This window comes from Leptothoe sp. ISB3NOV94-8A (assembly GCF_043421595.1).
Lineage (GTDB): Bacteria > Cyanobacteriota > Cyanobacteriia > Phormidesmidales > Phormidesmidaceae > Leptothoe > Leptothoe turfae.
In genome coordinates, this window is the sequence record NZ_JAXSQW010000001.1 from 3433141 (window position 1) to 3447558 (window position 14418).

11 protein-coding genes are annotated in these 14418 nt (G+C 49.4%); 7 read left to right on the top strand and 4 right to left on the bottom strand.

The genetic code is table 11. The features are described 5' to 3' along the window. Nucleotides 1–103 precede the first annotated feature (103 nt). Nucleotides 104–3355, bottom strand: coding sequence for a carbamoyl-phosphate synthase large subunit (carB, locus tag SPB21_RS14530; RefSeq protein WP_163702765.1), 3252 nt, complete (start codon nucleotides 3353–3355; stop codon nucleotides 104–106). Nucleotides 3356–3962: 607 nt separating this feature from the next. After that, a complete protein-coding gene (locus SPB21_RS14535; protein ID WP_163660847.1) occupies nucleotides 3963–4316 on the bottom strand; it encodes a hypothetical protein in 354 nt (117 codons plus the stop codon). A 381-nt stretch (nucleotides 4317–4697) separates the two neighbouring features. Between SPB21_RS14535 and SPB21_RS14540 the strand changes: the two genes are divergently transcribed. Next, a complete protein-coding gene (locus SPB21_RS14540) occupies nucleotides 4698–5804 on the top strand; it encodes an ABC transporter ATP-binding protein (RefSeq protein WP_163702498.1) in 1107 nt (368 codons plus the stop codon). Nucleotides 5805–5838: 34 nt separating this feature from the next. Here the strand turns inward: SPB21_RS14540 and SPB21_RS14545 are convergent, their stop codons facing one another. Then, nucleotides 5839–6714 (bottom strand): shikimate dehydrogenase, encoded by an 876-nt coding sequence (locus SPB21_RS14545; RefSeq protein WP_163702497.1) that lies wholly within the window; start codon nucleotides 6712–6714, stop codon nucleotides 5839–5841. Nucleotides 6715–6861: 147 nt separating this feature from the next. Here SPB21_RS14545 and trpB point away from each other — a divergent pair, with 147 nt between their 5' ends. The 6 genes from trpB (at nucleotide 6862) to SPB21_RS14575 (ending at nucleotide 13344) form a co-directional block, all read left to right on the top strand. After that, nucleotides 6862–8118 (top strand): tryptophan synthase subunit beta, encoded by a 1257-nt coding sequence (gene trpB / locus SPB21_RS14550; RefSeq protein ID WP_499866998.1) that lies wholly within the window; start codon nucleotides 6862–6864, stop codon nucleotides 8116–8118. Nucleotides 8119–8258: 140 nt separating this feature from the next. Next, on the top strand, nucleotides 8259–8882 hold the full coding sequence (locus tag SPB21_RS14555) for a ribonuclease H-like domain-containing protein (protein WP_163660839.1): 624 nt from the start codon (nucleotides 8259–8261) through the stop codon (nucleotides 8880–8882). Between the two features lie 509 nt (nucleotides 8883–9391). Further along, entirely contained in the window at nucleotides 9392–10165 is a 774-nt protein-coding gene (gene rfbF, locus SPB21_RS14560) for a glucose-1-phosphate cytidylyltransferase (RefSeq protein WP_036018417.1), read from the top strand. 150 nt (nucleotides 10166–10315) lie between these two features. Next, nucleotides 10316–11392 (top strand): CDP-glucose 4,6-dehydratase, encoded by a 1077-nt coding sequence (gene rfbG, locus SPB21_RS14565; RefSeq protein ID WP_163660837.1) that lies wholly within the window; start codon nucleotides 10316–10318, stop codon nucleotides 11390–11392. 87 nt (nucleotides 11393–11479) lie between these two features. Then, on the top strand, nucleotides 11480–12049 hold the full coding sequence (rfbC, locus tag SPB21_RS14570) for a dTDP-4-dehydrorhamnose 3,5-epimerase (RefSeq protein WP_163660835.1): 570 nt from the start codon (nucleotides 11480–11482) through the stop codon (nucleotides 12047–12049). Beyond that, nucleotides 12046–13344, top strand: a complete 1299-nt coding sequence (locus SPB21_RS14575) for an NAD(P)H-dependent oxidoreductase (protein WP_163660833.1) — start codon at nucleotides 12046–12048, stop codon at nucleotides 13342–13344. The genes rfbC and SPB21_RS14575 overlap by 4 nt, the downstream gene beginning before the upstream one ends. A 107-nt stretch (nucleotides 13345–13451) precedes the next feature. On the opposite strand, the gene SPB21_RS14580 is transcribed toward SPB21_RS14575, so the two are convergent. Then, nucleotides 13452–14417, bottom strand: a complete 966-nt coding sequence (locus SPB21_RS14580) for a DUF1822 family protein (protein WP_499866999.1) — start codon at nucleotides 14415–14417, stop codon at nucleotides 13452–13454. Nucleotide 14418 lies beyond the last annotated feature (1 nt).

Here is a 14418-nt window from a genome sequence, read left to right on the forward strand (position 1 = left end):
CCATAAGACGCATTACAAGGCCTCACCCATAAAATGTTTCGCCCTGGGGATCAGCCCATGGCAAGTTCTTATTCGGGGTTAAGCGCTGTCTAAACAGGACTGCCTAAACAAGGTAGTCTTGCAAGGCTTTAACCGCTAGCGTTTGTTGCTGCAAGGAACGAATAGCTTCAATGGTTGCTCGCGCACCTGACAGGGTTGTAATCGTTGGGATCTTGTAATCAAGGGCTGTGCGACGAATCATTCGATCATCTTCCTGGGCAGTAGCCCCAGTGGGCGTGTTGATAATCAGCTGAATTTCCTGGTTTTTGATGGCATCAATCACATGGGGCCGACCCTCATGCACTTTGTAGACCAATCTCACATCTAATCCATGGGACTGTAGTACCCGCCGAGTGCCAGCTGTCGCCATCAGTTGAAAACCTAGTTCTGCAAGTTCCTTAGCAATGGGAACCACAGCTTCCTTCTCGCGATCGTTCATAGAAATGAAGGTTGTCCCTTGCAAAGGCAGCGCCTGACTAGCAGCTAGTTCGGCTTTGGCAAAAGAACGCCCGAAGTCTACGTCAATCCCCATGACTTCGCCGGTAGACCGCATTTCTGGCCCTAGCAGCGTGTCAGTACCCGGAAATTTACTAAAGGGTAGTACGGCCTCTTTTACTGAAATATGGGTGGGGATAACTTCTGTCATCACCCCCACCTCAGTCAGGGTTCGTCCAGACATAATGAGAACCGCTGTCTTAGCTAAGGGCACACCCGTTGCTTTAGAAACAAACGGCACTGTACGAGAAGCTCTTGGGTTGGCCTCTAAGATATAAACGTCATCATCTTTAACCGCAAATTGAATATTCATAAGGCCAATCACTTTTAGGGCCTTAGCTAATTTGACGGTCCAATCACGAATGATACCCAGGGCGTTATCACTAAGGGTGATGGTCGGTAATGAACAAGCCGAGTCACCCGAATGGATACCCGCTTGCTCAATGTGCTCCATAATGCCACCAATGACAACTTGACCAGTGCGATCGCAAATGGCATCCACATCCACCTCAATGGCATTTTCCAAAAAGCGATCGATCAAAATTGGATGGTCCGGTTCTACCTGTACCGCTGTCGTCATATAGCGCTCTAGATCCTGGTCGGAATAGACCACCTCCATAGCCCGACCACCTAACACGTAGCTGGGGCGCACAACCACTGGATAGTTAATTTTTTGAGCAATCTCCAGGGCTTCCTGATAACTACGGGCAATGCCATTGGGTGGCTGCGTGATCTCCAAATCCCAAAGGATTTTCTCAAACCGTTCACGGTCTTCAGCCGTATCGATAGAATCAGGTGACGTACCCCAAATCTTTGTCTGGATCGGCTGACCATCAACCTCCGGTGCACTGCCCAAATAGGCTTGCAAAGGGACAGCCAACTTGAGGGGAGTCTGGCCACCAAACTGAATAATGACCCCTTCTGGGTTCTCCGCCTCAATAATGTTGAGCACGTCTTCCTTAGTGAGGGGCTCAAAATAAAGCCGGTCACTGGTGTCGTAGTCAGTGGAGACCGTCTCCGGGTTAGAGTTCACCATGATTGTCTCAAAATCATGGGCCTGTAACGCATAGGAGGCATGACAACAACAGTAGTCAAACTCAATACCCTGGCCAATGCGGTTGGGACCACCCCCCAAAATCATTACCTTTCGCCGATCAGAAGGTTTGACCTCGTTTTCAGCCTCATAGGTGGAGTAATAATAGGGAGTGTATGCCTCAAATTCTGCGGCACAGGTATCTACCGTTTTATAGACCGGTGTCACGCCCAAGGCCTTACGGTTTGCCCGCACCTGATCTTCATCGGTTTTGGTGGCATAGGCAATTTGGCGATCGCTAAAGCCCTGCTGCTTCACCGCCATCATTTGCTCGGCAGTAATAGCCCCTAAGGCTGTACGCTTCAACCATTTTTCAGTGATCAGCAAGTCCTGTAATTTATCAATAAACCAGGGATCGATGCCGGTGAGTTCATAGATATCCTGAGCGCTGAGCCCGAGTTGCAACGCATGGCGCAGCGCAAAGATGCGGTCTGGATTAGGGGATCGCAAACTGGAGCGCACCTTGGAAATGGTGGGAAGATTTTCGCTGCGATCGCAGCCCCAACCAGCACGCCCCGTTTCCAAGGAGCGCAAAGCCTTCTGGAACGATTCTTGAAAGGTACGGCCAATGGCCATCGCCTCTCCCACCGACTTCATCTGGGTAGTCAATAAGGGGGCACTTCCAGGAAACTTTTCAAAGGCAAACCGGGGAATCTTAGTTACCACATAGTCAATGGTGGGCTCAAAACTAGCAGGTGTTTTCTTCGTGATGTCATTGGAAATTTCATTCAGGGTGTAGCCCACCGCTAGTTTGGCCGCAAACTTTGCAATGGGAAACCCCGTAGCTTTAGAAGCAAGGGCAGAACTACGAGACACCCTGGGGTTCATCTCAATAACAATCACAGCCCCCGTATCTGGATTCACAGCAAACTGAATATTGGAACCACCCGTTTCCACACCAATTTCACGAATAATTTTGATAGATGCATCCCGTAACCGCTGATATTCCTTATCAGTCAGGGTTTGAGCAGGCGCTACCGTGATCGAGTCTCCGGTATGAATTCCCATGGGATCCAAATTCTCAATCGAGCAGATGATCACGACATTGTCAGCCAGGTCACGCATGACCTCCAGCTCATACTCTTTCCAGCCCAACAGCGACTTCTCAATCAAAATTTGTGATACCGGGCTGGCATCTAAACCGGACTTGGCAATGGTTTCAAACTCTTCCTGGTTGTAGGCGATCCCCCCACCGGTCCCACCCAAGGTAAATGCAGGTCGAATGATTAATGGGTAAGTACCAATCTCTTGAGCAATTGCCTGAGCTTCATCCATGGTCTCAGCCAACCCAGACGGACAGATGCCCACACCAATCCGTTCCATGGCCTCCTTAAATAGGCGGCGGTCTTCAGCCATTTCAATGGCATCTAACTTGGCTCCAATCAGCTCCACATTGTGGGCCGCTAGAACACCCTCCTTGGCAAGACTAACAGCAATATTTAGAGCAGTCTGGCCGCCCATGGTCGGCAAGAGTGCATCTGGCTTTTCCCGCTCAATCACCCGAGCCACCAACTCAGGGGTGAGGGGTTCAATGTAGGTGCGATCCGCCGTTTCTGGATCAGTCATGATGGTGGCCGGATTGGAATTAATCAGCACCACTTCATAGCCTTCTTCTCGCAGAGCCTTGCACGCTTGGGTGCCCGAATAGTCAAACTCACAAGCCTGACCAATCACAATCGGGCCAGAACCAATTAACAAAATCTTGCTGAGGTCGTTGCGGCGAGGCATAAGCGAGCGTTGGAAAAATCGAGGGTAACAAATTAGAGAGTCCTATCATTCAGGACTCGGATCAACAAATCCAAATCATTGTAGGGCTTTCTTTCACACCCAAGGCGGAGATTTTGCAGGAGTTTTCAACCATCTTTAGAGCAAACCACCCGCCATAATGGCCAATGTGCATCAATCATAGGCTGATATTTCCTAAATTTAGGAGGTATCTAATCGCCACTGCTGTAAGGATTCATGCCAGGCATGCACTACAAAACGGACATGCAATATCCATCATTCTTTGCCCATGAAAAATGAAAGGGTGCCAACGCTAACGTCAGAACCCTTTCATTTTTATCAGAGTTAATTGGAGGCAACTGAGTAGGAATGTCCAGAGTTTTGTGTCAATCGCTAATTTTTAATAAAAAATCAAGGGTTTCAGCCCTCTCCAACACCGTTTGGTAGACACTCCCTAACAGCTATGGCAAACGGCTGAATGCATCTCTCCAAAGGAGAAGCCGCACCAAAAGCCGTTTGCGGCACCCATAGCTGATGCTACTTATAGCGTTCAGTAATCATCACTAATATTGTGAACCATGGGCACCCAGCGATAAACTGGCGTCAACGCTTAACCTTCGCCACCTTCGCCACCTTCGCCGCCTTCGCCGCCTTCGCCGCCTTCGCCAGTAACAGCATCCTTGGCGTCTTCTACAGCACCCTCGACGGTTTCTTTAACTTCACCAGCGGCATCACCAGCAGCATCGACCGCATCGCCAGCGGCATCACCAGCAGCATCGACCGCATCACCGGCAGCATCTACGGCATCGCCAGCGGCATCGCCAGCAGCATCTACTGTTTCACCAGCAGCATCGACCGCATCGCCAGCGGCATCGCCAGCATCTTGCACAGTGCCACCACCACAGGCAGCAACTGTTGCAGCCACACCCAGGCTCAAAAATAACTGAATTGCACGAATCTTCATTTTGCTATCTCCGTTTTAATTGGGGTGAATAAACTCACCAAATGTAATTTTGCCTACAAACCAACATTTTCGATTCTTTGATAAAAAAAACTGTGGTTATTGCCCAGTTTGAATAAGCCAGTCATGCAATAAATAAATTTCAGGTATAGCGATTGCTAATTTAGGGAATGCACTGGTCTAAAGCGATTGCTATTTGACAGTGTTTCACAACTAATAGTCATACCGAGGCCCAGCAATGTCGGCATTCATTAATGGGGAATAAATAATAGGAAATAAGGCAGAAGTTATGCATAGCTATATGATGATTACCGGGGGTGTTATTGCGCTCTAATCTCAATAGTGCCTTCCGCCAATATCGCTAATTCTTTTGCTCTAGTCCTTATGCCCACGGCTTCACAGGTTTCTGATTTGACATCAACGGCTTTGTCCACCGTATTGCAACTGCATGAGGTCACAAAACAGTATCCACAGCAGACAATACCGGCTATCAATCAGGTCAGTTTAGAACTGTGCCAGGGAGAATTATTGGCCCTGTTAGGACCGTCAGGCTGTGGTAAAACCACCTTGTTGAGAACCATTGCAGGGTTTGAAGCATCTGATCAGGGGTGGATTAAGCTGGCAGAGCAACCGGTGTGTGGTCAAGGTGTAGTGGTGCCACCCGAACGTCGTGATGTGGGGATTGTCTTTCAGGACTATGCCCTATTTCCCCATCTATGCGTCCTGGACAATGTTGCCTTTGGACTTAAGCATCTCAGGCGTCATCGACGCATGCCTAAAAAACAAATGCAAACCTTGGCCCAAGAGGCCATCAGCCTCGTAGGCTTGAATGGGTTTGAGCGCCGTTATCCCCATGAACTATCTGGGGGACAGCAGCAGCGGGTGGCTTTGGCTCGCGCCTTGGCCCCTCGCCCCTCCTTGGTTTTACTAGATGAGCCCTTCAGCAACCTGGATGTACAGGTGCGGCTTTATTTGCGTCAGGAGGTCCGCAACATCCTTAAGGGGGTGGGCGCTTCGGGCATCTTTGTCACCCACGACCAACAAGAGGCCTTAGCCATTGCTGATCGGGTGGCTGTCATGCGATCTGGGCATATCGAGCAACTGGGAAGTCCTGAAGAAATTTACAGACAGCCTGCCTCTAGATTTGTTGCAGATTTTGTGACCCAGGCTAACTTTATCGAGGCCCATCGCTCAGCAGGCGGCTGGCAAACGGCCTTGGGGCTGGTGGACGAGTCCATGGTGCAACCGACTGAGGCTGACACAGGTACACTCATGTTGCGTCAAGAAGAGCTGCATCTCAGCTCGGTAGCGACGAATGAAACTGCTCTGATTATTTGCGATCGCGAGTTTCTGGGTCGTGAATACAAATACACCCTCACCCACCCTACCCAGGGCAATTTGCAAGCTCGCACCCCGTCCCGTTTTGCCGTCGGTAATTCAGTCCAAATCACAATCAAACCCAACCCTAGTGGGCTGCGTATCTTTATCTAGTGCCGAGGGCTAGTGCCGAGGGCTAGTGCCGAATTTAGAACACGTGCTCTAACAACGCCTGCCGCATCACATCCACAGGGGGGGATTGCTGAGTCCATATTTCTAGAGCTGCAGCCCCCTGCTGCACGAGCATTTCTAACCCATCGAAGGTGACCAGACCAGCCGCACTAGCCTGTTGTAAAAACCGTGTAGGCCGTGGCACATAGATTAAATCGTACGCAATGGTCTGACTGGGGAGTAAGGCCATCTGCCCGTCCGTTAGGGGAGAAGCTTCAATCTTAGGAGCCATGCCGATGGGTGTGGCATTAACCACCAGACCGGCCATTGGCAAAAGCTCGTCTAATCGATCCCAAGTATGAACAGATAGATTGGGCTGTAGCGGAGACATCTCCCAACTTTGGGCAAATGCGGCCAGTTTATCGGCACTGCGCCCCACCACTAACACGTTGGAGCAACCGAGCTGATGACAAGCGGCCACAACGGCACGGGCAGCCCCACCATTACCCAGAATGAGGGCTGGTGCATGGCTCCAATCCCGACTCAGGGCTTTCAGCGGTGCAATAAAGCCAGCGGCGTCCGTATTGGTACCGCACCAACCTTGATCACTCCACCACACGGTATTGACCGCCCCAATGGCCTGGGCAACCTCTGAGACGTCGGTCAGCAAGGGCATGATGGTTTGCTTGTGAGGGATGGTGATGTTAAAGCCCTTTAAGCCAACGGCAGCAAAGCCATCGATTGCTGTTTTTAGCTGGTCGGGAGCAATGGGAAATGGCAGATAGACATAGTCTAAACCCAGGGTTGCGATCGCAGCATTATGCATAATTGGCGACATCGAATGTTTGACTGGATAGCCAATGACACCAAGTAGCTGAGTTGTCCCCTTAACAGTCAACGGTTTAATCACCACAGGTTTACGTTGTGAATCGTCTAAGATGCGTAGCGCTCCCAATTACTTATAATGAAACCTGCTGCCTGGCAAGAAATCTGACGTTTCCCAACGTTTTCACCAGGTTCAAGCCTGCTTACCAATCACCCGATTTAACTCGCAACCACCGTGACAGCCACTCCGCTTTCTTCTTCCGTTTCTGCCGAACTGACCGCACCTGAGGTGCGCCCCGATAAATTAGGCCGCTTTGGCCGCTTTGGCGGTAAGTATGTTCCTGAAACTCTGATGCCTGCCCTAGTGGAGCTGGAGGAAGCGTTTTATGCCTACCGCGATGAAGCTGGCTTTCAGGCAGAGCTCAACGGACTTCTAAAGGATTACGTCGGTCGAGCCAATCCCCTATATTTTGCAGAGCGCCTCACCGAATACTATGCCCGCCCCGACGGCAGCGGCCCGCAGATCTATCTCAAGCGCGAAGACCTGAACCACACTGGAGCTCACAAAATCAACAACGCCCTTGGCCAGGTTTTGCTAGCCAAGCGTATGGGCAAAAAGCGCATTATTGCTGAAACCGGTGCCGGTCAGCATGGTGTGGCCACAGCCACCGTCTGCGCCCGGTTTGGCATCGAATGTGTGATTTATATGGGCGTTCATGACATGGAACGCCAAGCCCTAAACGTATTCCGTATGCGCCTGATGGGAGCCACGGTACAGCCCGTTAGCTCCGGCACCGGCACCCTCAAAGATGCCACCTCTGAAGCGATTCGCGACTGGGTTACCAACGTGGAGAGCACCCACTACATTTTGGGCTCGGTGGCTGGCCCCCACCCTTACCCCATGATTGTGCGCGAATTCCACGCCATCATCGGCCAAGAAACCCGGACCCAGTGCCAGGAAAAATGGGGGGGGCTACCCGATATTTTGGTTGCCTGTGTCGGTGGTGGCTCCAATGCCATGGGGCTATTCCATGATTTCATCAATGAGCCCTCTGTACGCATGATTGGCATAGAAGCCTCCGGTGAAGGTGTAAGCACAGGTAAACATGCAGCCACCCTCACCGCAGGGCGGGTGGGTGTGCTCCATGGAGCCATGAGCTTCCTACTGCAAGATAGCGATGGCCAGGTGATCGAACCCCACTCCATCAGCGCCGGTCTTGACTACCCCGGTGTTGGTCCTGAGCACAGCTATCTGAAGGAAATTGGCCGTGCAGAATACTACGGAGTCACCGATCAAGAAGCCCTGGATGCTTTTCAGCTGCTGTCGCAACGGGAAGGCATTATTCCAGCCCTGGAAACAGCCCACGCCTTTGCCTATCTTGAAAAGCTCTGCCCTCAGTTAGACGGCAGTCCAAAAATTGTGCTTAATTGCTCTGGACGAGGCGATAAGGATGTGCAGACTGTCGCTAAAGTGCTGAAGTTTGATAGTTAGAGAACGTTTGAGTGTTGAGTGGTGGATTTTGAATGTTAGGGGTTTAGCTGGCTAACACCTTAGCGGCGCACCGTAACGCAAATCTATCACTCAACACTCCAGTACTCTAAATGCTGATGTAATCACAGGAAATTCTTAACTTGGAAAACTTTGAGGTTTGCGATCGCGACATTCCCAAGTCGCTACTGGAACGTTATTTATCATCCGATGCCATCGCTATCGATACTGAAACCATGGGGCTTAACCCCCTACGCGATCGGCTATGTCTAGTGCAACTCTGTGATACTACCGGGTACACATCAGCGGTGCGCATCGAACGGGGACAAACCAGCGCCCCCAACCTAAAATTACTGCTCGAAACCTCCAGTATTCTCAAGATTTTTCATTTCGCTCGGTTTGACATGGCCACACTCAAACACCATCTATGCATTGATGTGAGCCCAGTATTCTGCACCAAAATTGCCAGCAAACTAGCTCGCACCTACAGTCCTCGACACGGCTTGAAGGAACTCGTCAAAGAAATCGCTGGTGTAGAACTTGATAAGAGTGCCCAAAGCTCTGACTGGGGAAATGTGCAGGATCTAAGCGATGAGCAGTTAGCCTATGCCGCTAACGACGTTCGTTATCTCCATGAACTGTCAAAGCAACTCACGCTAATGCTCCAGCGGGAAGGACGGTGGCACCTGGCCGAGGCCTGTTTCCAGTGTTTGCCCACCTTTATCCAGTTGGATCTACACCAGTATCCAAATATTTTTGAGCACTAGTAAAAAACAAGTGCACGAGGCGTGGGCGGTGACTCAGTCACCGCCCACGCCTCGTGGGTGTTTAAACAACTATTCTTTATACGTTCTTGCTTTATTAAAGAATCAAGAATTCTTTGATTTTCGGGGAACCCTTGAATTAGGCGTATCAGTGTAGTGAACAATACATCGGAGATACATTGATTTTTTCTTGACCAAGTCTTCAGGGATAGTTGGTCAGACAATCAGAACCCAAGTCTTGATAAAAGTACATATCGAGCAGCTCATCAGTCAATACATTTACCCACCTAGGGAAAGTGAGGGACTGGTAAAGCTACATAAGGTTCCGGACGAGACAGGACTTCAGGAGTTAAACATAAAGTGCTGAACAGGCATTTTTCTATCACTCCTTTATGGATGATCTGTTGTATGTGGAGTTTCGTTAAAGAAGCCCACTTGCCAATGGTGTTTGTTATGTCAGTACGCCATTAATGTCATCAAAGGTGTTCGTTAATTTATTAACTATTAACTATATGAAAGCTGTCATTCTAGCTGGTGGTTTGGGGACTCGTCTCAGCGAAGAAACCGCTATTAAACCGAAACCTATGGTCGAGATTGGTGGTAAGCCCATTCTTTGGCACATCATGAAGATCTATTCCCAACACGGGATTAATGACTTTATTGTCTGCTGTGGTTATAAGGGCTATGTCATCAAGGAATATTTTGCTAATTATTTCCTCCACATGTCAGATGTCACCTTTGACATGCGGTTTAACCAAATGAATGTTCATGCAGGTAAAGCAGAGCCCTGGCGTGTAACTCTAGTGGACACGGGTGATTCCACCATGACCGGTGGTCGTCTCAAGCGGGTAAGAGAGCATCTTGGCAGTGAAGATTTCTGCTTTACCTACGGGGACGGCGTTTCCAGTGTGAACGTGACTGAGCTCATCGAATTCCACAAGCAACAGGGAACATTGGCGACATTGACAGCTGTTCAGCCTCCTGGCAGATTTGGTGCTATTTCCCTAGGTCAAGAGCAAACTAAAATCACCAAGTTCCATGAGAAGCCTGAAGGCGACGGTGCCTGGATCAACGGTGGCTTTTTTGTCCTTAATCCTCAAGTCATTGACTACATTGACGATGACTCAATCTCTTGGGAGAAGGAGCCCCTGCAAAAGCTAGCCCACATGGAAGAGCTTTCGGCCTATAAGCATGATGGTTTCTGGCAGCCCATGGATACCCTGCGGGACAAGCGCTACCTAGAAAAGCTTTGGCAGGCTAATGAAGCACCTTGGAAGAGCTGGTAACCCATAAATATCTAAGACTGATATCTACACCAGATATCAGTCTTTCTTACCTAGGAGCCTAAGTCTACTAACGACTTAGCGCTCCTGCACGAGTTTTTCATTGTCGTATGTCGGCAACATTAGATTTTTTACTGTATTGAAGGAACAGTTATGAATGCTGATTTTTGGCGCGGTAAGCGAGTTTTTGTAACTGGTCACACAGGATTTAAGGGTAGTTGGTTATCTCTCTGGTTGCAACAACTCGGTGCTGAAGTTGTTGGCTATGCGTTGAATCCTCCTACCTCACCGAGTCTGTTTGAGGTGGCGAAGGTGGGCAATGGCATGATGTCCATTGAAGGCGATGTGAGAGATCTGGTGAGTTTGCAAGATGCGATCGCATCCCACAAACCCGAGATTATTTTCCATATGGCGGCTCAGCCACTGGTGCGCTACTCCTACAAAAATCCTGTAGAGACCTATGCCACCAATGTCATGGGCACCGTTCACCTGCTAGAAGCTGTACGGCAAACCGATAGTACCCGTGTAGTCGTAAACATTACCAGCGACAAATGCTACGAAAACCGGGAATGGGTTTGGGGTTATCGCGAAAATGAAGCCATGGGAGGGCACGATCCTTATTCCAACAGTAAGGGATGTGCTGAGTTAGTTGCCTCTGCTTATCGCAATTCCTACTTCAACAAAGACAACTACGCTGAGCACGGCGTCGGTTTGTCCAGCGTCAGAGCGGGTAATGTCATTGGTGGTGGAGACTGGGCCGGTGACCGCCTAATTCCTGATATTATTCGCGCCATTATCGCCGGTGAGCCTGTCCTGATCCGTAGCCCAAATGCAATTCGTCCCTGGCAGCATGTGCTAGAGCCCCTCAACGGCTACATGACCCTAGCGGAGCAGATGTGGGACAGTGGCACTGACTTAGCAGAAGGCTGGAACTTTGGCCCTAACGACAGCGATGCCCGCCCCGTATCCTGGATTACAGAACAGTTAACTCAACTGTGGGGAGATGGTGCTAGTTGGCAACTAGACACCAAAGTTAATCCCCACGAAGCAACGTATCTTAAGTTAGACTGCTCCAAAGCGAAAAGTCGTCTCAAGTGGGCACCAAAACTAGATCTAGCAACAACTCTAGATTGGATCGTTGAATGGTATCACGGATACATCAGGGAAGATGACATGCATCAGATGACCATAGCGCAGATTCAACGCTATGAAGCACTGAAAGCAGGTTAAATAAATCTGGAGGGTGGGCCACAGCCATCCTCCCATGCATTGCTCTAACCTTTTTTATAAGTATCTGTTCACAGATAGTCGACACCTATGATTTTTAACGAAACCTCCATTCAGGGGGTCTATATTATTGACCTTGAGCTCCTCAAAGATGATCGAGGATTTTTTGCCCGCACCTTCTGTGCACAAGAGTTTGAAGAGCGGGGTCTCAAACCAGTCGTAGCCCAGTGCAATATGTCTTTTAACTACAAAAAAGGCACCCTGCGGGGCATGCACTTCCAGATTCCCCCTGCTACGGAAACCAAACTGGTACGCTGCACTCAAGGCGCAATCTATGACGTTATCGTTGATCTGCGCAAAGATTCACCCACATACCTATGCCATGTCGGTGTGGAGCTAACTGCCGACAACAGACGTGCGCTATACGTCCCCGAAATGTTCGCCCACGGCTACCAAACCCTGACCGACAATGCGGAAGTGACCTACCAGGTTACCGAATTTTATACCCCCGGCTACGAGCGAGGCTTACGTTACAGCGATCCCAAACTAGCCATTGACTGGCCCTTACCAGTAACAACTATTTCTAACAAAGATGCCAACTGGCCGCTGTTAACCGACCAGCAAAGTGATCAACCCGTTTCAGTAGGAGCCCCATCATGATTATTGTCGATACAGCCCTAAAAGCCCGTGCAGAAGCAGGCAATCCTGTCCGCGTGGGCATGATCGGTGCAGGCTTTATGGGACGCGGCATTGCCAACCAAATTATCCACTCCGTTCCTGGCATGGAACTAGTAGCTGTTTATAACCGCAGTCTAGACGGTGCTAAGCGCGCTTACGAAGAAGCTGGCCTTGATCATTTTCAGACCGTTAAAACGGTAGCCGAGCTAGAAGACGCCATCAACAAAGGCAAGCCCGCCGTCACCGAAGATGCATCTCTGCTGTGCAAAGCAGAAAACATCGATGCATTGGTAGAAGTCACCGGCACAATTGAGTTTGGTGCTCAGATTGTGATGGAAGCCATCAACAACAAAAAGCATGTTGTTCTAATGAACGCAGAGCTTGATGGTACTGTGGGCCCAATGCTTAAGGTTTACGCTGACCGAGCTGGTGTTGTGCTATCTAACTGTGATGGAGACCAGCCAGGTGTAGAGATGAACCTCTATCGCTATGTCAAGAGCATTGGCTTTACGCCTCTCCTCTGTGGCAATATTAAAGGCCTCCAAGACCGCTATCGGAACCCTACGACTCAGGCGAGTTTTGCCGCCAAGTGGAAGCAGGCAGCCTACATGGTAACCAGCTTTGCAGACGGTACTAAAATCTCTTTTGAGCAGGCAATTGTAGCCAACGCTACCGGCATGAAAGTCGCCCAGCGTGGAATGTTAGGCTATGACTTCCGTGGCCATGTGGATGACATGACCCACCTATACGATGTAGACCAGCTGAAGTCTCTAGGGGGAATAGTTGATTATGTTGTTGGCGCCCAGCCTGCAGCTGGTGTATTTATTTATGCCACCAACGAAGATCCCAAACATCAGCACTATCTAAACTACTACAAACGTGGTGAGGGTCCCCTATATAGCTTCTATACCCCTTATCACATCTGCCATTTTGAGGTGCCCCTCTCTTTGGCCCGTGCTGCCCTATTTAACGATGCCGTCATGGCTCCCCTAGGAAAACCCATGGTGGATGTCGTGGCGACAGCCAAAATCGACCTCAAAGAAGGGGAAACTCTGGATGGCATCGGCTACTACATGACCTACGGTCAGTGCGAAAATTCTGATGTAGCTCTATCAGAAAATTTATTGCCCATGGGTCTTGCAGAAGGCTGTAAACTCAAGCGTCCTGTTGCCAAGGATACCGTTTTAACCTACGACGATATTATCTTGCCAGAAGGACGTTTCTGCGACAAATTGCGATCTGAACAAGACTCCTACTTTGCCACTGCAGCTGTCTAATAAGCTGTTTGACAACAAAGTATCGGTGAGCCAGCATTCTGTATTAGAATGCTGGCTCATATCTTATTCAAAAACCAGAGTTGACTATGGTGTAATTTGAGTAGCAATCAAATCAAAAAGTTCTCCACTACCGATGCATCGTCCAAGTCAATGCGGATTGTGAAAGGCTCTCCTGGACAGCCTCGAAAATAAAGTTGAAGGTAATTATCTACGCTACGAGCCTGAGCCGTTAAACATACAGTACCTGCCTCATCTAGCACCGTTACAATAAGTCCCTGAGGCAAATACACGTTTTCCCCCATGGGATAGAGACGCATAGCAATATTCACAACTGTTGCACTTTCTTGTTGCACATCAAGCACCAGCGCAACCTGTTCCGTACCCAAGGTTAAATTTAAGTCTAATGGTTTAGCCCGTTTTACCTGGACAGGTGTCTCTCTCTGAGCTGTCTGCCCGCCTTGCCTAAATGCTGGTACCCATAGATATTGAGCTAATAAATCTTCTGCTAATTGCCAGCCATCTTCAACCTGCCCCTCCAACCACTGGCCAAGGCAAGTTAGCTGAGATGACAGTTGACCAGATTGGCTTTGACCAAATTGGTCAAGATGTACTGGCAAGTCATCCATGGATCGAAGCTGGGCTAATCTCAAATACGGATACGTTGACGAAACCTCAGTACCAAAGCCTAACAGTGAAGCTTCACCTGCTACTTCATCCAGTGCAACAGCCACATAACCAATGCGTTCTGTGAGAACTTCCAGAGGCAGGGTAATATCCCCTGACAAAACGGGACGACATTCCAGGCGGCCTACCCTGGGAATCACTAAATCAGCAACATCTTCTGTTAACTGAAGTACTGGATTCCAACTATCACTGTGGTTCAAATCAGTGGGGACACCTAGAGCACTTAAAAAATCATGCATTACCCAAACTGCCAGGGTATTCCGTCTCACCCTCTCAGAAATCCTTGCTTGAGTATGTTCTTGAGCAAACTGTTGAGCAATTCTTTTACCCTGTTGTGTAATCGGCCAAATCAGACTAGCTGCGTTACCACTCTGTTGCATATAGCTCATA